20 protein-coding genes are annotated in these 18,202 nt (G+C 64.8%); 7 read left to right on the top strand and 13 right to left on the bottom strand.

What is annotated here, in order from left to right:
• Position 1: 1 nt before the first annotated feature.
• Both SALMUC_RS22825 and SALMUC_RS22820 read right to left on the bottom strand, forming a co-directional pair.
• Entirely contained in the window at positions 2 to 661 is a 660-nt protein-coding gene (locus SALMUC_RS22825) for a LysE family translocator (protein WP_020041073.1), read from the bottom strand.
• A 35-nt stretch (positions 662 to 696) separates the two neighbouring features.
• Positions 697 to 1,584, bottom strand: a complete 888-nt coding sequence (locus tag SALMUC_RS22820; protein WP_020041072.1) for a LysR family transcriptional regulator — start codon at positions 1,582 to 1,584, stop codon at positions 697 to 699.
• A 96-nt stretch (positions 1,585 to 1,680) separates the two neighbouring features.
• Between SALMUC_RS22820 and SALMUC_RS22815 the strand changes: the two genes are divergently transcribed.
• Both SALMUC_RS22815 and SALMUC_RS22810 read left to right on the top strand, forming a co-directional pair.
• Complete coding sequence (locus tag SALMUC_RS22815) at positions 1,681 to 2,277, top strand: LysE family translocator (RefSeq protein ID WP_020041071.1); 597 nt, start codon at positions 1,681 to 1,683, stop codon at positions 2,275 to 2,277.
• 112 nt (positions 2,278 to 2,389) lie between these two features.
• Positions 2,390 to 3,352, top strand: a complete 963-nt coding sequence (locus tag SALMUC_RS22810) for a MarR family winged helix-turn-helix transcriptional regulator (protein WP_020041070.1) — start codon at positions 2,390 to 2,392, stop codon at positions 3,350 to 3,352.
• Positions 3,353 to 3,980: 628 nt separating this feature from the next.
• On the opposite strand, the gene SALMUC_RS22800 is transcribed toward SALMUC_RS22810, so the two are convergent.
• Both SALMUC_RS22800 and SALMUC_RS22795 read right to left on the bottom strand, forming a co-directional pair.
• Positions 3,981 to 5,015: an aldo/keto reductase gene (locus SALMUC_RS22800; protein ID WP_020041068.1), complete on the bottom strand. Its 1,035-nt coding sequence runs from the start codon at positions 5,013 to 5,015 to the stop codon at positions 3,981 to 3,983.
• Between the two features lie 24 nt (positions 5,016 to 5,039).
• Positions 5,040 to 6,185, bottom strand: a complete 1,146-nt coding sequence (locus SALMUC_RS22795; protein ID WP_020041067.1) for an MFS transporter — start codon at positions 6,183 to 6,185, stop codon at positions 5,040 to 5,042.
• A gap of 100 nt (positions 6,186 to 6,285) precedes the next feature.
• Here SALMUC_RS22795 and SALMUC_RS22790 point away from each other — a divergent pair, with 100 nt between their 5' ends.
• Positions 6,286 to 7,272: a LysR family transcriptional regulator gene (locus SALMUC_RS22790; protein ID WP_020041066.1), complete on the top strand. Its 987-nt coding sequence runs from the start codon at positions 6,286 to 6,288 to the stop codon at positions 7,270 to 7,272.
• On the opposite strand, the gene SALMUC_RS29270 is transcribed toward SALMUC_RS22790, so the two are convergent.
• Positions 7,194 to 7,502, bottom strand: coding sequence for an AAA family ATPase (locus tag SALMUC_RS29270; protein WP_198014660.1), 309 nt, complete (start codon positions 7,500 to 7,502; stop codon positions 7,194 to 7,196). The two genes, SALMUC_RS22790 and SALMUC_RS29270, sit on opposite strands and share 79 nt — an antisense overlap.
• A 164-nt stretch (positions 7,503 to 7,666) precedes the next feature.
• Complete coding sequence (gene pdxR / locus SALMUC_RS22785; protein ID WP_020041065.1) at positions 7,667 to 9,043, bottom strand: MocR-like pyridoxine biosynthesis transcription factor PdxR; 1,377 nt, start codon at positions 9,041 to 9,043, stop codon at positions 7,667 to 7,669.
• Between the two features lie 137 nt (positions 9,044 to 9,180).
• Between pdxR and SALMUC_RS22780 the strand changes: the two genes are divergently transcribed.
• The 3 genes from SALMUC_RS22780 to SALMUC_RS22770 all read left to right on the top strand — a co-directional run bounded on the left by SALMUC_RS22780 (position 9,181) and on the right by SALMUC_RS22770 (position 11,222).
• On the top strand, positions 9,181 to 9,816 hold the full coding sequence (locus SALMUC_RS22780; protein ID WP_020041064.1) for a pyridoxamine 5'-phosphate oxidase family protein: 636 nt from the start codon (positions 9,181 to 9,183) through the stop codon (positions 9,814 to 9,816).
• A gap of 109 nt (positions 9,817 to 9,925) precedes the next feature.
• Positions 9,926 to 10,714 carry a PhzF family phenazine biosynthesis protein gene (locus SALMUC_RS22775; protein ID WP_084514066.1) on the top strand — a complete coding sequence of 263 codons (789 nt, stop codon included), beginning with the start codon at positions 9,926 to 9,928 and terminating at the stop codon, positions 10,712 to 10,714.
• Between the two features lie 67 nt (positions 10,715 to 10,781).
• The gene (locus tag SALMUC_RS22770; RefSeq protein WP_020041062.1) at positions 10,782 to 11,222 is read left to right on the top strand and encodes a RidA family protein; all 441 of its coding nucleotides are present in this window, start codon (positions 10,782 to 10,784) and stop codon (positions 11,220 to 11,222) included.
• Here the strand turns inward: SALMUC_RS22770 and SALMUC_RS28520 are convergent.
• A complete protein-coding gene (locus SALMUC_RS28520; protein ID WP_084514065.1) occupies positions 11,207 to 11,977 on the bottom strand; it encodes a helix-turn-helix domain-containing protein in 771 nt (256 codons plus the stop codon). The two genes, SALMUC_RS22770 and SALMUC_RS28520, sit on opposite strands and share 16 nt — an antisense overlap.
• A gap of 124 nt (positions 11,978 to 12,101) precedes the next feature.
• Here SALMUC_RS28520 and SALMUC_RS22760 point away from each other — a divergent pair, with 124 nt between their 5' ends.
• Positions 12,102 to 12,947: an NHL repeat-containing protein gene (locus SALMUC_RS22760; RefSeq protein WP_020041060.1), complete on the top strand. Its 846-nt coding sequence runs from the start codon at positions 12,102 to 12,104 to the stop codon at positions 12,945 to 12,947.
• Positions 12,948 to 13,211: 264 nt separating this feature from the next.
• Here SALMUC_RS22760 and SALMUC_RS22755 read toward each other — a convergent pair whose 3' ends face one another.
• The 6 genes from SALMUC_RS22755 to SALMUC_RS22730 all read right to left on the bottom strand — a co-directional run bounded on the left by SALMUC_RS22755 (position 13,212) and on the right by SALMUC_RS22730 (position 18,189).
• Entirely contained in the window at positions 13,212 to 13,844 is a 633-nt protein-coding gene (locus SALMUC_RS22755; RefSeq protein WP_020041059.1) for a phosphoribosyltransferase family protein, read from the bottom strand.
• Entirely contained in the window at positions 13,841 to 14,521 is a 681-nt protein-coding gene (locus SALMUC_RS22750; protein WP_020041058.1) for an energy-coupling factor transporter transmembrane component T family protein, read from the bottom strand. Before SALMUC_RS22750 ends, SALMUC_RS22755 begins: the two co-directional genes overlap by 4 nt.
• Complete coding sequence (locus SALMUC_RS22745; RefSeq protein ID WP_020041057.1) at positions 14,521 to 16,053, bottom strand: ABC transporter ATP-binding protein; 1,533 nt, start codon at positions 16,051 to 16,053, stop codon at positions 14,521 to 14,523. Before SALMUC_RS22745 ends, SALMUC_RS22750 begins: the two co-directional genes overlap by 1 nt.
• Positions 16,054 to 16,062: 9 nt before the next feature.
• Complete coding sequence (locus tag SALMUC_RS22740; RefSeq protein ID WP_020041056.1) at positions 16,063 to 16,629, bottom strand: hypothetical protein; 567 nt, start codon at positions 16,627 to 16,629, stop codon at positions 16,063 to 16,065.
• Positions 16,630 to 17,048: 419 nt separating this feature from the next.
• The gene (locus SALMUC_RS22735; RefSeq protein ID WP_020041054.1) at positions 17,049 to 17,582 is read right to left on the bottom strand and encodes a DUF2236 domain-containing protein; all 534 of its coding nucleotides are present in this window, start codon (positions 17,580 to 17,582) and stop codon (positions 17,049 to 17,051) included.
• 313 nt (positions 17,583 to 17,895) lie between these two features.
• Positions 17,896 to 18,189 carry a nucleotidyltransferase domain-containing protein gene (locus SALMUC_RS22730; RefSeq protein WP_020041053.1) on the bottom strand — a complete coding sequence of 98 codons (294 nt, stop codon included), beginning with the start codon at positions 18,187 to 18,189 and terminating at the stop codon, positions 17,896 to 17,898.
• Positions 18,190 to 18,202 lie beyond the last annotated feature (13 nt).

Raw genomic sequence — 18,202 nt, 5'->3', positions numbered from 1 at the left:
GTCACCGGCCTGCCAGTGTCTTCGCGCCGAAATAGAAGAGACCACAGGAGAAGAGGCGGTTGATGGTCCCTGACAGGCGGAGATACCAGCGTCGGATCCACCCACGTGACAGGAACATCGCCGATACTCCGTACCACAAGAGTTCCATCAGGAACCCGCCGGCGATGATCGCCACCCGCGCGGCGAGCGAGGCATCCGGCGGGATCAGGACGGAATAGACGCTCACGAAAAACACGATCGCCTTCGGGTTGGCGAGATTCACGGTCACCCCCTGCCGCATTCCCCTCAGAAAGCCGTCGCGCGCGCCGGCCCCGCGCAGTGGGCTGTCGGGGACTCCGGTGGCGGACTCTGCGGCTCCCCCGTCCCGCCACAATACGATACCGAGCCAAATCAGATAGGCCCCGCCGGCGAGTTGGACGGCGCGCAGCAACCAGCCCGTGCTCTGGATCACCAGCAGCAGGCCGGCCATTGAAAGCGCGGCATAGAGCGCCGCGGCCGAAGCGAGGCCGAGCGTCGCGCCGGCGGCCTTGTAGCTTCTGCCTGAGAGGGCCGACTGGGCGACGAGCGCGAAGGCTGGTCCCGGGCTGACGACGATCATGATATAGACGCCAAGTGTCGAGACGATCACCGGGATCTCCTGCGAAAAAGCGTACGGGCTCATGGGAAGCGTCTCCTTCGACTGGCATTTTCGCCCATCTACCCTGCCAACAGGGCGACGTTCCGCGGTGGCGGCCTGCCGACGGCTGAACGGATATGGTCGGCAAGCTGTCGCGCCTCGGCCTTGGGGTTCGGCGCCAGGGTGAGCGTGATGTTCATTTCAGGAAGGGGCGGCAGGCCCCGCGAGGCGGGCAACTCGACCAGTCCCCCCGGGAGTGTCGAGGAGAGAAGCGCGGTGACCGCCAGATCGACCCGGACCATGCCCACGGTGGCATCCCTGTTGTCGCTCTCGAAGACGCTTCGCCAGTCCAGACCGCACTCGTCCAGCGCCTTCAGGACAAGCGGCCGAAACACGCACGCCCCGCTGATGAGCGATACCTTCAGCGGTCTTTCGTCGACGACGCGGGCATTGGGTGCGCCGACCCAGACGAGACGGTCGGAGAATAGTGGCTCGCCGAGTTGATCAATGGATACTTCCTCCAACAGCGCGACGTCCACGCGTCCCGCCGCTACGTCATCCTTGAGTACGGGTGTGGCGGCGCATTTGAGCGAGAGTTCCACATTCGGGTAACACAGCGCGAAGCTCCGCAGGAGGCGCGGGAGTGTATCGGTCGATATGAGGTCCAGCGGCACGCCGATTGTCGCGCTGCCCGACTGCCCCAGATCCGTCATTTCCGCCATAATGGCATCGTTTAGAGACAGCATCCTGCGGGCATTTCCGAGAAGACGCTCCCCGGCGCCTGTCGGGATGACGCGCTGCGCCCCACGGTCGAGCACGGCGGCTCCAAGGGTTTCCTCGAGCTTCCTGATCTGTTGGCTGACGGCGCCCTGCGTCATGTTGAGAATCTCGCTGGCGCGGGTCATGCTGCCGCTTTCGCAGACGGTGACGAAGGTCCGAAGCCATTGGGGATGCAGGTTGCGTATCATGCCATTACAATACGTGATGCCTTTGTGAATACAAATTAGTTTTTCTATTGTCGGTCATATCTCCAGTTTCGGCATCGAAACTACGGAGGTCGCTCCATGCCGCTTTTCCTTGCGCTCCTCGTCTTTGTCGCGGTCTCGACGATCACGCCCGGCGGGGCGACTGCACTTGCCGCGTCGTCCGGGATGAGCCATGGCTTCCGCCGCTCATCTCCGCTGCTAGCTGGGCTGGTCTGCGGGCTCGCATCGATGGCTGGATTGTCGGCGCTTGGTCTCGGCAGCCTGTTTCTGGCCTATCCGCCGCTGCGTCTGGCTCTCGCCGCGATCGCGACCGGGTATTTCGCCTGGCTCGCCTGGATGATCGCGACCAGCGGCGCGCCGGATCTGGAAAATCGCAAACCGGCGATCGGCTTCGGCGGCGGGGTGGCGCTGCTCTGGCTCAACCCCAAGGCCTGGACGACCTCGCTCGGTGCGGCGGCGACCTACGGCGACGTCGCGCCCGGCCCGGTGATGTTGGCGCTCATCTTCGTCCCGGTCTTCGCCGCCTTGAGCGCGATCTCCCTGACCCTGTGGTGCCTTGGCGGGTCCGCTCTCGCGAGGAGGCTTCGCACACCGGGCCAATGGCGCGTCCTCAACCTGATGCTGGCCGGCTTCTTGCTGCTGTCGATCTTGTCGGTGTGGAAGGATTATCTGTGACGCTCCGGAGGCTTACGCGTCACTGTCGCTACGTCGGGCACCTTCAAATCGATTGACACTGCACCGATCATCAAGACCGGTTGTTTAATACACCTAAAAAGGAGCTTAACTAGTGTCTGAGGAAGCTGTATCGAACACGGTCGAAGAAATTCGCTACGCATCGCGTAATCTGGTTCGCGAGCTTGGCTTCATGGGGGGTGATTTCGCCGGCACCCCTCTATCGCCCTTGACCGTCCATGCGTTGATCGAGATCGATGCCGTCGAATTGACTGGTCGGGATCTAGCGAAGCGCCTCCGTCTCGGCAAGTCACGTATTAGTCGGCTTCTCAACAAGCTGACCGAAGCGGGCTTCGTGATAGCGCAAACTGCAGGTGATGGCCGTGCGAAGTGTTTGACTCTGACGGATCGTGGCAAGCAACGCGTGGCGACAATCCACGCCTTTGCTCGTGCTCAGGTCTCGGACGCGCTTGCCCAACTCGGGCCAACACAGCAGCAGGCAGTAGTGGAGGGGCTAACCCTTTATGCAAGGGCTTTGGCCGGTCGGGCAGACCATGCGGCAGCGGCTTCCAGTGTCGAGATTGTCAGGGGCTATCAAACCGGGCTCATTGCCCGGATCACCGAAATGCATGCGCGGTACTATTCGCGCGCATCGGGATTCGGGCAGCAGTTCGAGTCTGTTGTCGCGGGTGGGCTTGCAGAGTTTTGCTCACGCCGGGACAGCCCCAAGGATGCCATCTGGGCGGCAATGCTCAGACAGCAAGTCGTCGGATCAATAGCAATTGATGGCGTAGACTTGGGTGAAGGTGTAGCCCATCTCCGCTGGTTCATCGTCGATGACGGGCTCAGAGGAGCCGGGGCTGGACGCGGATTGCTCCGCGCAGCAATTGAGTTCGTCGATGAACAAGAATTCTCGGAAACTCATCTTTGGACATTTAGCGGCCTAAACGCGGCTCGACACTTGTACGAAGCGCACGGATTTACTTTGGAAGAGGAGCGAGCCGGCACGCAATGGGGTGAGAAAGTCACGGAACAACTTTTCGTGCGGCAGCAAAAACTGAGGCACGAGGGCGTCTAAGAAGCGCTGGGCTATTCAGACAGAACCCAAGCCGCCCATGAGCATCGGCTCCTCCAACACGGTGGACCCGTGCCGCATCGAGATCGTTGCCGGAGTGATTGTCCTATGGGTGGCGGACACGACGATGCTACGCGGATCGCCGAATTCGCCGCCGCGCCGTGCGAGACGACATTATACCGCCCGGGCAATCGCGTTGTATCGTCGGTGCCACCATGCCCGTCGACTTCCGAAAAGGTCATGATCGTATGTACTTAGGAGTAGCATGACTCTTCTGGGCTCCGCTGTTTCGGAGGCGAACTGCGACGCATTCGGAAGATGGCAAACAGTACGGAAACGGCAACGTCGCGCAGTCTGGCGGTCCCGCGCTTCGCGAACCGCCAGGCGGCGTAGATGTGCGCCGCCTGATCCTCGTTCCGGCGCCTGGTCCGGTCGGCATCTTCCACCATCAACAAGACGAAGAGCAGTCGTCCATTCATCACGCGTCCCTTTTCGATAACGCCTCTGATCCCCAAAGCAGGCTGGTGGAGAAGAGGCGAAGGTCGCAAACGAGTATTGCTTGCGTCCGGCCAAGCAGGGCTATCGCTTCCGGCGGCGACCGGAGCGTCGCTGCGAAGGTATGTTGCCAAGCCTAGACCATCGGTGGAAACAGCCGGGCGAACGCCTCCTGCCGCCGATATGGGAAGGCCGGATAGGGCGCGTCGCGCGTCGAGGCGGCATTTAGACGTTGGACCTGTGTGTCGCTCAGTGACCAGCCGATAGCCCCCAGATTTTGCCGAAGCTGTGCTTCGTCGCGCGCACCGATGATCACGCTGGACACGGTGGGTTGTCGCGTCAGCCAGTTGAGGGCGATTTGCGGCACGCTCTTTCCGGTTTCCTCGGCAACTGTGTCGAGCGCGTTGACCACCGCGAAGAGATGCTCGTCGGCAACCGGGGGCCCGAAGCTTTCGGTTTCGTGTAGGCGGCTGGTCCCAGGCCGTGGCGTGCCGCGGCGGATTTTCCCCGTCAGCCGGCCCCAACCCAGGGGGCTCCAGATCATCGCGCCTACACCCTCGCGCGCGCCGAGTGGCATCAGGTCCCATTCATAGTCGCGACCGACGAGCGAATAGTAGACCTGCTGCACCACGGGGCGTGGCCAGCCGTGCCGGTCAGCGCGTTCGATCGCCTGCATCAGTGCCCAGCCAGGATAGTTCGACACGCCCCAGTGCAGCACCTTGCCCGACCTTACCAGTATTTCGAGGGTGCCGAGCAACTCCTCGACTGGCGTGAAGCTGTCGAAGGCGTGGAGTTGCAGGAGATCTATCCTGTCGGTGCGGAGGCGTCGCAGCGCCGTGTCGACTGAGGCCAGCAGCCGGGGGCGCGAATTGCCCCAATCGCCCGGCCCGTCGCCCATCGGCAGGGCGGTCTTGGTCGAGATCATGGCGCTGTCACGGCGCCCTTCGAGCGCCGCGCCCAAGACCTCCTCGGAGCGGCCTTCGGAATAGACGTCTGCCGTGTCGAAAAGCGTGACCCCGGCCTCGAGGCAGATTTCGATCAGGCGACGGGCTTCTTCCACCCCCGTGGTTCCCCAGTTCGAGAAGAGCGGGCCGCTTCCGCCGAAGGTGCCGGCCCCGAAGCTCAGCGCGGGAATGCGCAGGCCCGAGCGGCCGAGTTGACGATAGTCCATAAGTTGAGCTCCTTTGCTGTGAGGTTAGGTTGCGCGGCGCGTCGCGGCGACGGCCAGAGCGAGCGCGCCGAGCGGGAAGAGTGCAGCGACATAGGGCAGGTCCGCGTAGGGCGTTCCACGGTCGATCAGTAGGCCGCCGGTCCACGCGCCAATGGCGTTGCCGAGGTTGAAGGCTGCGATGTTAACAGAGGCGGCGAGAGCCTGACCGACGCCGTCCGCCTGCGCGATGACCCAGGCCTGCAGCGGAGGTACCGTGGAAAATCCTGCTGCCCCCAGCGCCACGATCAACACTGTGGCGGCGACAGGGTTTTTCGCGCCGGCTCCGAGCAGCAGCAGCACGAGGGCCAGTGCGGCGAGCGTCGACAGCACGGCCGGTACCAAGCTGCGGTCGGCGAGGCGGCCGCCTGCGACGTTGCCGATCACCAAGCCGCCGCCGAAGCCCAGCAGGATGGGGGCGATCGCTGCCTCCAAGAGGCCCGCCGAGACGGTAAGGAGCGGCGTGACATAGGTGAAGACGGCGAAGACCCCTGCATAGCCGAGCACCGTCACGGCCAGCCCGCTCAGGACCGGGCCGCGGGTCAGCACACGAAGGTCCTCGCGCCAGTCGCTGCCCTTTCCGGCAGTTCCGGTCCGGGGCAGGGCACGCCACATTACCCAAAGGGCAAGAACGCCGATCGCTGAAACCGCCCAGAATGTCGTGCGCCATCCGGCCTGCTGGCCGAGCCAGGTTCCCACCGGGACTCCCAGCACATTGGCAAGCGTCAGGCCAGTGAAGACAACTGCGATGGCCGAGGCCTTGCGGTCGCTCGGGACGAGCTTTTGCGCGACGACCGACCCGACGCCGAAGAAGGTTCCGTGGGTCAGCGCCGTCAGCACCCGTGCCGCGAACAGTGACCAGAAGCCCGGCGCCAGCGCACAGGCCGCATTTCCGGCCACGAAGATCGCCATCAGCGCAAGTAGTGCTCGACGACGCTGCCATCGGGCCGTCAGGACGGTCAGGATCGGCGCGCCGACCACCACGCCCATTGCATAGCCCGAGATCAGCGTGCCCGCCGACGCTATGGAGACCCCGAGATCTTCCGCGACCTCCACGAGGAGCCCCATGATGACGAATTCGGTGATGCCGATTCCGAAGGCACCGACGGCAAGCGCATAGAGTCCCTTCGGCATGATGTTCCCCCTTTCCGGTGTCAATTGACGCGAAACTGGCGACGCGGCCCGTTTGCGACTAGAAGGAAACGCGGAACAAGTTTTGTGAACCGGAGGAACAATGCTTGGCGATCCCGGACGGCTTCGCGAGCTGGAGATCTTCGCTCTGGTCGCTGCTGAGGGCAGCTTTTCGGCGGCCGCCCGCGCGGGCGGACTGACCCCCTCAGCCGTCTCCAAGACGATTTCCCGGCTCGAGGGACGGCTTGGCGCACGTCTTATCGTCCGCAACACTCGGAGGCTGACCCTGACCGCGGAGGGAGAGGACCTGCATCGACGCGCGCTGACGATCCTCGAAGAGCTCCACGAGGCCGAATGCGCGGCGGGACGTGCGCAGTCTCCCGAGGGCCGGGTGCATATTAGCACCTCGGCCTCCTATGCCGAACACGTGCTCTATCCCGCGCTCGGCCGCCTGCTGGCCGAGCATCCCGGCCTTTCGATCACCGTCGGCCAGACCGACGAGGTCGTGGATCTGATCGGGGCCGAGGCGGATATCGCGATCCGGGCGGGACCAATGCCGTCCTCGAGCCTGATCGCGCGGCGTCTTGGCGCCTCGCCGCTGATATTCGCCGCCGCCCCGGCCTATCTTGCGCGGGCCGGACGGCCTGAGGACCCGGAGGCGTTGTCGCGTCACGATCTGATCGGCTTGTCCTATCGCCGCCGATCGGTCGCCTGGCCGATTCTGAAGGACGGAGCATGCATGGACCTGTCGCTGCGGCCCCGGCTTCTGGCCAGTGACGGCGAGGCAGCGCGACGCATGGCGCTTCACGGGCTAGGAATCGCGCGCCTGGCCCGCTTTACGGTAGAGGCCGATCTGAGCGACGGGCGGCTTGTCGCGTTGTTGCCCGAGGTCAACACAGGCAATTGCGAGCCGTTTCATGCCATCTGGCTTGGCGCCGGGGGAAAGCTACCCGCGCGGTTGCGCGTCGTTCTGGATTTCCTGTCGGCGCAAGGCCGGGTCGACATGCCCGCTCATGACAGCCCGAGCGTGGATAGCAGGGCGTCGGCTCGGTTCGGAACCGGCGCGCTTGCGAGTTCGCGCAGGTCGTAGCCGAGGTTCGCGTAGACCGACCGCAGCAGCTCGTATTCCCGGCTTGCCTCGTGAAAACCGTGCCAGCGCTCCGCACTGGTTGCGAAGATGGTTGCGAAGATCTCGCTCCAGGGCGGGGTGAAAAAGACCGTTGGACCGTAGCGGGATCGGGCGAGATGCCCCCGAAAGACGGTATCTCCCGTGTCATGTTCATGGGCGGCAACGGCGTCGATCAGACCGCGGTCGAGCACGCTTGACTTTCTACCGACCGAGCAGCCGGAAAACACAATGAATCTGTCTGTCTCGCGGGATTGGGGCATCTGTTCTTCCCGGTGAGGGTGGGGCTCTGGGGGCGCGTGATCGGTCGCGGGCAAGGAACTGGTCTTCGATCTCGGTCGCACCGCGTCGGGCCGGGTCAGCCTACGCCGCGCAAGGCGTCGGCGAGAACCGCGGTGAACCTGCGGACGCGGTCCGGTGTGGCGTCCGAGTAGCCCGCGACGAGGCCGGTCGCCGGGTCGGAAATGGCGTAGGAGGACAACGCGGCCGGTCGATAGCCCGCGATTGCCAATCTGGAAAGGACCGCGGATTCCGGTCGCCCGTCAACGAACCGGGCCGAAAGCTGGACGCCACCATCGGGCCGGGTGACATCGAGCGCGTCAATGCCTTGCAGGGCATCCGCCAGCGCCATCCCGCGGGCCTCGTAGCTGCGCGCAATACGGCGGAGATGCGCGCGGTAGCGGCCCGAGCGCATCATCTCGGCCAGTGCCGCCTGGGCGTGCAGGTTGACCGCCAGACCCATGTTGCGATGCGCGCGCCGAAGCGGTTCGACCAGTGCCTCGGGCACCTTCATCCAGCCGATCCGAAGCGCCGGCATCAGCACCTTGGCGGCAGACCCCATGTAGACGACCTCGCCGCCTACGCCATGCGCCGCGAGTGCCGCGATCTCGCGTCCGCGCCACAGGAATTCGCTGTCGTAATCGTCCTCGAGGATCAGCGCGTCCTGGTGTCGCGCACGCTCTAGCAGGTCCAGCCGCCGCGGCAGCGAAAGACGGGCGCCAAGCGGATACTGGTTCGACGGTGTGACATAGATCAGCCGGGCATCTTTCGGGATCCGGTCTGGCCGCATCCCGTCGCCGTCGATCGGCACCGGAGCGATCCGCAGGCCGGCGCCGTGAAGCGCCGCCCGCGCACCGGGAAACCCCGGATCCTCCATCGCTGCCCGCGCACCCGGATCGGTCATCACCTGCGCAATGAGATGCAGCGAGGCCTGGGTTCCCGGCGTGATCAGAATCTGTTCCGGAGCCGCGCGGACGCCGCGATCGGCCGCCAGCCGTTCCGCCAGCGCCGCGCGGAGCGCGGGATGGCCGAAGGTCTCTCTATAGCCGGCAAGTCCACCCGGCCGGCTCCGCGCCGCACGACGCAGCAGCCGCGCCCATTCGTCGGCAGGAAAGAGCGCCTCGTCGGGAAGACCGGGGATGAATGTCCCGTCCTCCGACCGATCGCTGTCGGTGTTGCGTTCCTCCGCCAGCGCCGCACCGCGCGCCGACGGGCTCGGCGCTGCCGCCGGGCGCTTCGACGCCCCGACAGCCTGCACCGGGAGGACTTCGGGCACCGCTCCGGGACGGATGCGGAGCACGCCTTCCGACCGCAGCAGATCGTAGGCCTCATTGATCGTGCTGCGCGACACATCCAGCTGACCCGCCGCGGCGCGGCTTGATGGCAGGAGCGCGCCCGCAGCCAGCTCGCCGCCGCGAATGGCCGAGAGGAGATCCCGATAGAGCTGCACCGGCATTGTGCCGCCCTCGGCCCGATCCGGGCGCGTCAGGGCGGAAAGAAGAACTGGTCTAGGCATTCTTCGTCAAACTGGATCGCGTTTCATACCAATAAAAGCGATATCCGGCGCCAGGATCAATGGAAAGGATGCACTCGATGATCCCCAGCTACGCGAAGATCCGTCAGGCCAAGCGGGCCAGCGATGATCCGGAGGACCTCAACGCCATCCTGGATGCCGGGCTGGTGGGACATGTCGGCTTCCTGTCCGAGGGGCGTCCGATGGTGATGCCGATGGCCTATGCGCGTCTGGGCGAAACGCTTTACATCCACGGCGCGTCGAAGACGCGGATCGCCGGGCTCGACGGCTGCGCCGTCTGCCTGACGGTCACCGAGCTGACCGGGCTGGTGATCGCCCGGTCCGGATTTCATCATTCCGTCAATTATCGGTCGGCGGTGGTCCACGCGACGGCGCGCAAGGTAACCGGGGCGGAGTTCGAGGCGGCGCTCACGGCGATCACTGACCACCTCCTGCCTGGCCGAACCGCTGAGATCCGGCCGATGACCCCGCAGGAACGGAAGGCCACGGGCGTGGTCGCACTCGATGTGCTGCATGCGAGCGTAAAGCAGCGGAGCGGGCCGCCCGTCGACGATGTCAAAGATCTGGAATCGGGGCTCTGGGGCGGTGTGGTCCCGGTCACGACCGGGCTCGGTGCCGGGGTGGCTGATGCGCACACGCCCGAGGGAGCAGCGGAGCCCGACTCGCTTTCGGCCGCGCGTCGCAGGTTCGCATGAGCGGGAGGCGCAGGACGGAGTTCCCGACGGGGTTCTACTCGGTCTTTGCGAGCACGGTAAATGGCGGCAACCTGGGCGCGGTCATGCTCGACGCTGAACCTTTGCCGGCCTGGGACCGTCAGAGGATCGCCTGCGACCTGGGGCGCCGACGACGGGGTTCGTGTGGCAGACCGCGCCCGACCTCATCGATATCAGGTTCCACTCGACCCGGGGTGAAATGGACATGTGCGGTCATGTGACAATCGCGGCCGTCGCGGCTTTACGGGACACCGGGCGCGTTTCCGTGGGAACCTACCGGCAACGTGGCCTCGCCGGCACCATCGGGGTCACCTTGGCGGCCGACGGGCTTATCTCCATGACGCAGCCGGTGCCCGACACCGAGACCTGCGCGATCTCGATTGACGAGGTCGCCACACTTATCGGGCTTTCCCAATGCCGTATCCTCGAACTGAACGTCGCGCGGGCCTCGCTCCGCCATCTGTTTGTCGAAGCCGAAAGCGTCGCGGCGCTCGGTGCGATAAAGCGGGACGACAAGGCTCTCTTCGCCTTCTGTGCCGCGCATCGGATCGACACGTTGGGCCTCTGGGCATTCATGGGCTCAGGAACGGGTAGCGCCAATTTGCAGTTGCGCGACTTGTGCCATGGCGTGGGGGATCCCGAGGAGGCGGCGAGTGGGACAACGAATGCGGCCCTTGCCGGCTTGCTGCACAAGTCGGGCAGGATTGATCCGGACGGGAACGGCCGGGTTGTCGTGACAGCCGAACAGGGCGTCGAAATGGGGAGACCGAGCCGCGTGACGACCGAACTGGTGTGTCGGGGCGGCGCCATCTCGGAGCTCCGCGTTGGCGGCCAGGTTCGCAAGCTGCTGACCGGCACCTATTTCTTGTCTGGGATTTGAGTCTCCGACTCGATCGGCGAGTGGCTCGCCCAGAAGCAATGCATCGACATGGCGTAGGAGGTCCCGCATGGCTTACGCATTTGATCCCGAGGCGATCTGGCAACCGTTTGGCGCGTTCTCGCAACTTGTGATCGCGGGCAAGGGACAGCCTCTTCACCTCAAGGGGCAGGTCGCTTTGAACCGTGACGGGATCGTCGTCGGGAAAAGTGATATGCGGGCTCAGCTGCGTCAGGTCCTCGACAATATCCAGGCGGTTCTCAAGAGCGTCGGCGGAGAGATGACTGACGTACTCTCGTTGACGCATTTTACGACCGACATCGCCGCCTTCATCCAGGTCAGCGATATCCGAAGTGCGTACTTCCGACCACCCTATCCGGCTACGACGACGGTTGAGGTGAAAGCGCTCTATCACCCCGATCTCATGCTCGAGATCACGGCTGCGGCCGAGGTGCCGCGCGACCGCTTCGTCATGCCGCTTGGCGCTGCACGGTTTCATGGGGGTGGATAAGGCATCGGATTGCCCGCAGCTTCGCGTTCTTGTGACAGCAACTCGGAAAAATCCACTTGGCCCCAGGCACAGGTCAGTTTGTAGGTCTCGAGTTCCTCGTCCTGCGCCGTAAGCTGATCGCGCTTGGCGAGCGTGCCGATACGCTGTCGTAAGTCCTCCAGTTCTTGTCGAATGCGGCGGGCCGTGTCTCTTCGCATGCGCCGCGAGGCCACTACGAAAGCCGTATCGGGGGCTTCGGCGCGGGCAAGGATGTCGGACAAGAAACGTTGGTTGATCGTGCGCAGCAACGGGTTGAGCGGGCCGTCACGACGGAAGCGGATCGCGCGTGCCGAGTTCACGTCGATGGCACCGTCGCTTCGTAATTCGGCGACACCGAGCCGGTCGAGCTCGAACCCGGCCCGGAAGAGTCCGGCTTCGTCGAGCCCCAGCCGAGACGCGGCAGCCACCTGGTCGAGCCCATCGCGAAGCAGCAGGAGGAGGTGGAACAGAATCGGCCGGTCAGCAAGTGCGCGCTCGGCACCTACCGTCAGTTCGCGAAGATCGTCTCGCGGATGGCGTGCGGCTTCCAGAACATCGTCGAGCGGGATCTCCAGGGCCGCACAAATCTCGGTCAGCCGACTCAGCTTGCAGTCGGCTGCGGCAAAGATCCGTTTCACGGTCGGTTCCGAGAGTTCCATGCGCGCGGCGAGATCGGCATAGCTCATGCGACGCGCCCTCAAATGTGCTCGAAGGATGGCGAAGATCGAAGCCGTCATGCAGGATCCAATACTGGTTTTACCTGTAGGGTATCAGAAAATGATACCAACGAGAAACAAGTAGAAAGCTAGGCTCAATATTAGATACGTGAATCGGGTATCTTGGCCCTAAGGAGATAGCTCGATGAACAGGATCATTCTGACTGCCGCAGCAAGCCTCGTGATTGCCGCGAGTTCCGCACAGGCACAGATGCTTTGGGAGACCGAAGGTTTCGATACGCCGGAATCGGTCCTCCCAGATCCGGCACGGGACCGGCTGATTGTGAGCAATGTGGTCGGCCAGCCCGATGGTCTCGACGGGGAGGGTTATCTGTCGTTAGTCGGGTATGACGGGAGCGTGATCGACCCCGTCTGGGTGAGCCACATGAATGCACCGAAAGGTATGGCACTCCTCGGCAGTCATGTGCTGGTCGCCGACATGGACACCTTGCGTGTCATCGACGCAATCACAGGCGAAGTGGTCGAGGCTCACTCGCCGGACGGCGCCGTGTTCCTGAACGACATCACGGTTGCTGGAGACGTCGCCTTCGTGACCGACATGATGACGCATACGATCTGGCGCTATAAAGGGGGCGAGATGAGCCCTTGGCTCACAGAGCCGGCTCTCTCGCATCCGAACGGAATTCTTTCCGATGGCGGACGGCTTATCGTGGCCTCGTGGGGGCAGGGGCTAGCTCAGGATTTCACTACCGAGAGGCCGGGCGGGCTCCTTTCGGTGTCGCTTACCGATCAGGCAATTTCGCAGATTGCACCGGACCTCGGTAACATCGATGGCATCGCCGGCTTTGGAGAAGTTCTCGTCGTGAGCGATTGGATCACGGGGGAACTGCACATGGTCGATCCCAAAACCGGTGCCGCCGAAACTGTCGCGACGTTGTCAGCGGGGCTTGCTGACATCTCGGCATTGGACGGAATCGTCTACTTGCCAAACATGATGTCGGGAAAGGTCGGAGCGCTCAACCTGAGGTGAAACAGTCCAGGTTGGGTGGACTCGGGTCGCAGGGCGATGACTCCGTGGCGACCAGTGTCGGCGACTTGCCCGATCGGCGCCACACTCATCTGCCGAGAGGTTCACCGGACCTCGAAATCAGTTCTCGTGTCTGGCTTCCGAAGAATCGGATGCGGATCATTTCGCACTAGGGCTCCGGGGACGGAGAATGCAGACTGACGCTCCCGGTGACCCGATTCCCGGTGGCGACGACAAACAGCCAACTCGAAGGCTCGGCCGCCTCACCTACCGGAAGGTGGCCGGATCGGGCTCCCAGCCGTTGGGCCCGCGTGAGAATTGCGGGATATGCGCCAGCGGGACGATCAGCTCGGCATCCGCGCCGAGCGTCTCTTCCCAGTCGCGGGCCTCGGTCAGGATCACGCCGGCGGCGACGACGGTTCCGCCGGCCTGCCGGACCAGCTCGATCGAGCCCTTCAGGCTCGAGCCCGACGCGACCACATCGTCGACCACGGCGACGCGCCGCCCCTCAAGCAGCGGGACGGCCCTGCGGTCTAGCAGGAGACGCTGGTCGCCGGTCGAGGTGATTGATGTGATCGTCTGCGTCAGCGCATCGCCGAGATGGATCTTCGGCGATTTCTGCAGGATCACGTAGTTGTCCAGCCCCAGCGCCCGCGTCGTCTCGATCGCTACCGGGATGCCCAGGGTGGCCGTGCCGACGATGATCTCAGGATCATGGGGGCGCAGCTTTTCGGCCAGGCGTGCGCCGACATGCTCGCCGAAGCGGACGCCCACATCGATGATCATCAGCAGCGCGATGGCCAGATCCTCGGAGATCGGGACAATCGGCAGGTCGATCTCCCGCCCGTCGACATCGACATTCCAGGTCTGGTCGGACGCGGCTGGCAGAGGCAGTTTCATGGATCATTCTCCTGGACGTGTCGGGGCGAGGGGGAGTCAACCAGCAGCCCGACTTCGCGCCATGTCGTGCGCTTTCGGCCCAGGTCGAAGCCGCCGAGTTCGAGAGTGAGGGAAATCGCATGGGCCATTCGGATCGCCTGGACCAGCAGGGGCACCCCCCGGGCCAGCGCGAAGCGCAGCCTCTGCAGGAAGCCGACCTCGTCGATCTCCATCCCGCGGGCGCGCTGTGCGTCGGCAATCCGCGCGAAATCCTCCTGCAGCATCGGGATCACGCCGAACAGCAGCGAGAGGGTCAGGGTTGCGATCGGCGGCAGCCGGGCGGCACTGCAGGCGGCAAGGATCGCGCCGGGCGAGGTGGTGGCCATGATGAAGAAGAACGCCGCTGTCGTGGTGACGAGGCGCGAGGCCAGCTTGATCCCGGTGGTCAGCGCCTCGGACACCGGCACGCCCTGAATCGAGAGGTTGACCAGCCAGCTGGCCATGACAAGCAGGACCAGCAGCGCGGCCCCCCGCAGGTAGCCGCGCAGCCCCGGCGTCCCCACAAGCCAAAGGGTGATCAGGACGAGGGCCGAGAGCGCTGCACCCGCCCACCACTCGGGAATGAGCCAGGCAAGCGTCGACAGGACCAGCCCGACGCCGATCTTGAGGAAGAAGTTCGCACGGTGGATCGCTGTCATCAGGCGCGCTCCGGAACCGGTGCAGGCGTTCCGGGGGCGGGCGCGGGCCAGTTCAGGGCCCCGAAGCCGGGGCTTGACCAGCCGTCCCGCGTAGGTCCGTCGAAGGTGATCCGTCCCGCGTCGAGCACCAGCAGGCGTGGGCAAAGGGAGTCGATCATCTCGAGGTCGTGGGAGACCATCAGCACCGCGCGCTCGTTCTCGCGCGCGGTTCGGAGGAACCGCTCCAGGTGCGCCCGGCCGGCGATGTCCCGGCCCAGCAGCGGTTCGTCCAGGACGGCGACCGGCGCGCCGGCCGCCTCGGCGCAGACCAGACCCAGAACGGCCTGTTGTCGCGCGGAGAGCGCGAATGGGTTGGTCTCGGCATGATCCGCCAGCCCGTAGCGGGCCAGCACTTCCGAGCATCGAGCCGCGACGTCCGGGTCACGGGCCATGCCGCTCTTTGCGGTCATGGCAAAGGCGATCTCTTCAGCCACACTCATGTTGAACAGGATGCGGCGCATTTCCTGGGGGAGGTAGGCGATCGAGCGGGCGCGCCGCGCCGGGCTCCACTCTCCGGCGTCCTGTCCACCAAGGATGATGCGCCCATGCCGCGCCTGCGCAAGGCGGAGCAAGGTGCGGATCAGCGTCGTCTTGCCGGCGCCGTTGCGCCCGACAAGGCCGACGACCTCGCCCGCCCGGAGCGAGAAGCCAACATCTCTGAGCACGGGCTGCCCGTCATTGCGGGCGAGCATGCTCGCCAGGCCCGCCACTCCAAAAACCTCGGCGCCCGGCTCCGGGGCGGGCGGTGGCGACGGCGCGTGTCGTGGCGGCAGGATGCCGGCGGCGCGCCAGCGGTCGTCCTCGGGCCAGAGCGTCGCGGCCCGCTCAGGGGCGTTTGTGGTACCGCCGGAGAGCAGCGTGACGATGTCCGTGCAGGACCTGAGTGATCCGGGGTCTTGTGCGCTCATCAGCAGTGCGGCGTTCCGCAGTTCGGGCCCGTTCAACACGGCGACAAGCCGGGCACGTGCTTCCGGGTCGAGGCCGGTCGTCGGCTCATCGAGGACAACGAGGTCCGGACGCGTTGCCAGCGCCGCGGCAAGTGCCGCCATGCGGCGTTCCCCGCCGGACAGGGTCAGGACACGCCGGCCCGAGAGAGGGCGGAGTTTAAGGCCGTCGATCAGCTCACCCATCCGTTCGCGGAGCCGCGCGGGTGGCACGGCACGGTTCTCGAGCGGAAAGGCGATCAGGTCCTCGAGCGACAGGTCCCAGAGCTGATCCTCCACCGACTGCGCCACATAGCCCACCCGACCGAAGATTGCCTCGGCATCGGCGGTGGCGGTCGCCGCGCCACCGATCCGGACCTGCCCGGAGATGCGCTCGGGCGTGATGAGGCGCGGGATGATCCCGGTCGCGAGGTGCAGGAGCGTGGTCTTGCCGCTGCCCGCCGCCCCGCAGACGAGGTGGCGCGTGCCCGAAGAAACGTCGAGACTGGCCCGTTCAAGGGCATCGCCGCCGCGGGCATAGGCCACGGCAGCGTTTTCGATGGTGAGCATGACCGGCCTTCAGAAGCGTGTGAAACCCGACGGATGCGCCGCGTCGAGGATGCGCAAGGCGGGCTTCACCAGCACCGGCGTTCCGATCAGCATCGGCACGATGTCCGACAGACCGAGGTAGAGAAGCGCCCAGAAGTAGGGGAATATGCCGAGGACGGCGAGGCTGGCCGAGACGACCGCGACCATGACCAGCCCGGTGACCAGGCAGACGACGGCGATCCGGAGAAGCGTGTTGCGATCGAATGTCGTGGTGCGCGGGTTGAACATCCAGCCGGGCACCGCGCCGGTCAGCCCGACCATGATGCCGTCGACGATCAGCGAATGCGCAGGGATGAAGGTGCCGGCCAACAGCGACCAGACGATTGTGCCCAGGTAGCCGCAGATGAAGCCGCTCTTCCAGCCGAGCAGGATGCCGATGAGCGGCGGAAGAAACGCGAAGATGCGCCACTGGATCACGCCGGGGACCAGCTGGATGGGGTTGGCATAGGCCCAGAGAACCCCCGTCGCCGCCGCCGCGACGATTGCCAGCACGATCGGGAAAAGCCTCGATCCTTGGGTGATTGTTGCATCCTGCATGGCAGCGCTCCATCCGTAGGTTGTTGCCTATAGGCTGGGTCTTCGGTCGCTCCCGCGTCAAAATTGTCAGAGGTCGACCGGGGCCCGCAGGTGTCGTCGCCGCGAATTTCAGCGCGAATGGTCTGCGGTCGCCCGATTCGTGATCGTCCAACGCGTTCTGACGCCGTTGGGTATGTCGCGAGCTTGATCGAGGCGGCGCGTGGTCTGGTGGACAGACGCAGATAGTGCCTGCCCTGACGATGGCAGTGGAAGCAATCAGGCGCGTTCAGGACTCAAGGCGACTCTGGCGAGCGTCATCGGTGTGGCACGGAAGTCCCAAGGCGGCCGCGATGCCATTCATGATCTCGAGTGCGGCGAAGACATTGTCGGCTGGCGCGACCTCCTCGCCCAAGTTCCTCGACGCTGTGCGTGAAGTTACACTACGCTGCCAGCACCTCGCAGCAGCATTGACTCGTGAGATCGGCCCCATCGATCGGACACAGCACGGATTCCCGCCGGCAGATCTGGATCGAGCTCTCCACGACGATCTCGCGCGTCGTGGTCCCGTCCGCATGATCGATCTCCTCGATCGGCATCAGCAGGAACTCGTAGCGGATCACCGGACCATCCTCGCAGTGGGTCACCCAGCGCAGGCCCCCCGTGCTCCAGACTTGAGCCCAATTGCTGAGCTTGGCGATGACGTCCTCTACGCCCAGGCCTAGATGATCGTGGGTCGCGTCCGGGATCGAGACGATCATGAGGGCCGCAACCGGCCCATTGGCGGGCAGGGGTACATCGATGGAGGCGAGGACCTCGGCCCATGCGAACCTGGCGCTCTCCGGATCCGGCGCGATTTCGTCGAAGTAGGACCAGAGATCGTGGGGCGTGGTGAGCGGCTCGATGTCCACTTCGACGGGACGGTTCCACGAGTAGGGGTCGTCGGTGGCGGGGTTCCAGCGGGTATCTTCTTTCATCAGGGGCCTCCTATTGGCTGGCTTCAGATAGAATCCATATGGGACGCACCGATGCGCGGGTCTCGCCGAAACCCGTCGTAGCTGGAACTCAATTGTGGATAATCGACCCGCTGTTGGAAGTCCCGGAAGCTGGGGACCCTGATGCCGACGATCGTTCCGTGGGAGTTGAGCGGAGGTCCAGGAGCAGGCCTCGAGCACCTCGGCGGTCGTGCTCGGTTTGGCCATGGGATCCTCCATCGCTAGTCGTGACTCGCGGTGCGTTTTCCCGTGTCGAGGCGGACCCCCTCCCTCGCCACGGCGTAGGAGAGGGTGTTCACCACTGACCGGGCCCGAGGAATTCTGCGCGTCGCACTGCGAATAGGTCGGCATTAGCGCCGGACCGTCGACGAAGCTTGTAGAGCGTCATCGGATCATCGGCCTCCGGCGGCGCGCCGTCGGGAAGGATTGCCAGGAGGTCGTAGTCGCTCTCCTCGCGATGATTCCCGCGCGCTCTGCTGCCGAACAGATAGATTTCGAGAGCGCCGAGCTCTGCCTCGCAGAGGCCGACGAGGCGCTCGACTTCCCGTGCGAGGTCGAGCCCCACTTCGTATGGCGGATCCTGTCCCATCGCGCTCCTCCCG

The organism is Salipiger mucosus DSM 16094, from assembly GCF_000442255.1.
GTDB lineage: Bacteria > Pseudomonadota > Alphaproteobacteria > Rhodobacterales > Rhodobacteraceae > Salipiger > Salipiger mucosus.
The sequence above is the reverse complement of the archived record's forward strand: the minus strand, read 5'-3'. Positions and strand labels throughout refer to the sequence as shown.

Coding starts and splice junctions, on each gene's coding strand:
- SALMUC_RS22790 (WP_020041066.1), top strand. CDS start 6,286: ATGCTTGGCGATCCCGGACGGCTTCGCGAGCTGGAGATCTTCGCTCTG.
- SALMUC_RS28520 (WP_084514065.1), bottom strand. CDS start 11,977: ATGACGGCTTCGATCTTCGCCATCCTTCGAGCACATTTGAGGGCGCGT.
- SALMUC_RS22815 (WP_020041071.1), top strand. CDS start 1,681: ATGCCGCTTTTCCTTGCGCTCCTCGTCTTTGTCGCGGTCTCGACGATC.
- SALMUC_RS22730 (WP_020041053.1), bottom strand. CDS start 18,189: ATGGGACAGGATCCGCCATACGAAGTGGGGCTCGACCTCGCACGGGAA.
- pdxR (WP_020041065.1), bottom strand. CDS start 9,043: ATGCCGGTGCAGCTCTATCGGGATCTCCTCTCGGCCATTCGCGGCGGC.
- SALMUC_RS22755 (WP_020041059.1), bottom strand. CDS start 13,844: ATGAAACTGCCTCTGCCAGCCGCGTCCGACCAGACCTGGAATGTCGAT.
- SALMUC_RS22750 (WP_020041058.1), bottom strand. CDS start 14,521: ATGACAGCGATCCACCGTGCGAACTTCTTCCTCAAGATCGGCGTCGGG.
- SALMUC_RS22745 (WP_020041057.1), bottom strand. CDS start 16,053: ATGCTCACCATCGAAAACGCTGCCGTGGCCTATGCCCGCGGCGGCGAT.
- SALMUC_RS22760 (WP_020041060.1), top strand. CDS start 12,102: ATGAACAGGATCATTCTGACTGCCGCAGCAAGCCTCGTGATTGCCGCG.
- SALMUC_RS22800 (WP_020041068.1), bottom strand. CDS start 5,015: ATGGACTATCGTCAACTCGGCCGCTCGGGCCTGCGCATTCCCGCGCTG.
- SALMUC_RS22780 (WP_020041064.1), top strand. CDS start 9,181: ATGATCCCCAGCTACGCGAAGATCCGTCAGGCCAAGCGGGCCAGCGAT.
- SALMUC_RS22735 (WP_020041054.1), bottom strand. CDS start 17,582: ATGAAAGAAGATACCCGCTGGAACCCCGCCACCGACGACCCCTACTCG.
- SALMUC_RS22770 (WP_020041062.1), top strand. CDS start 10,782: ATGGCTTACGCATTTGATCCCGAGGCGATCTGGCAACCGTTTGGCGCG.
- SALMUC_RS22820 (WP_020041072.1), bottom strand. CDS start 1,584: ATGATACGCAACCTGCATCCCCAATGGCTTCGGACCTTCGTCACCGTC.
- SALMUC_RS22825 (WP_020041073.1), bottom strand. CDS start 661: ATGAGCCCGTACGCTTTTTCGCAGGAGATCCCGGTGATCGTCTCGACA.
- SALMUC_RS22740 (WP_020041056.1), bottom strand. CDS start 16,629: ATGCAGGATGCAACAATCACCCAAGGATCGAGGCTTTTCCCGATCGTG.
- SALMUC_RS22795 (WP_020041067.1), bottom strand. CDS start 6,185: ATGCCGAAGGGACTCTATGCGCTTGCCGTCGGTGCCTTCGGAATCGGC.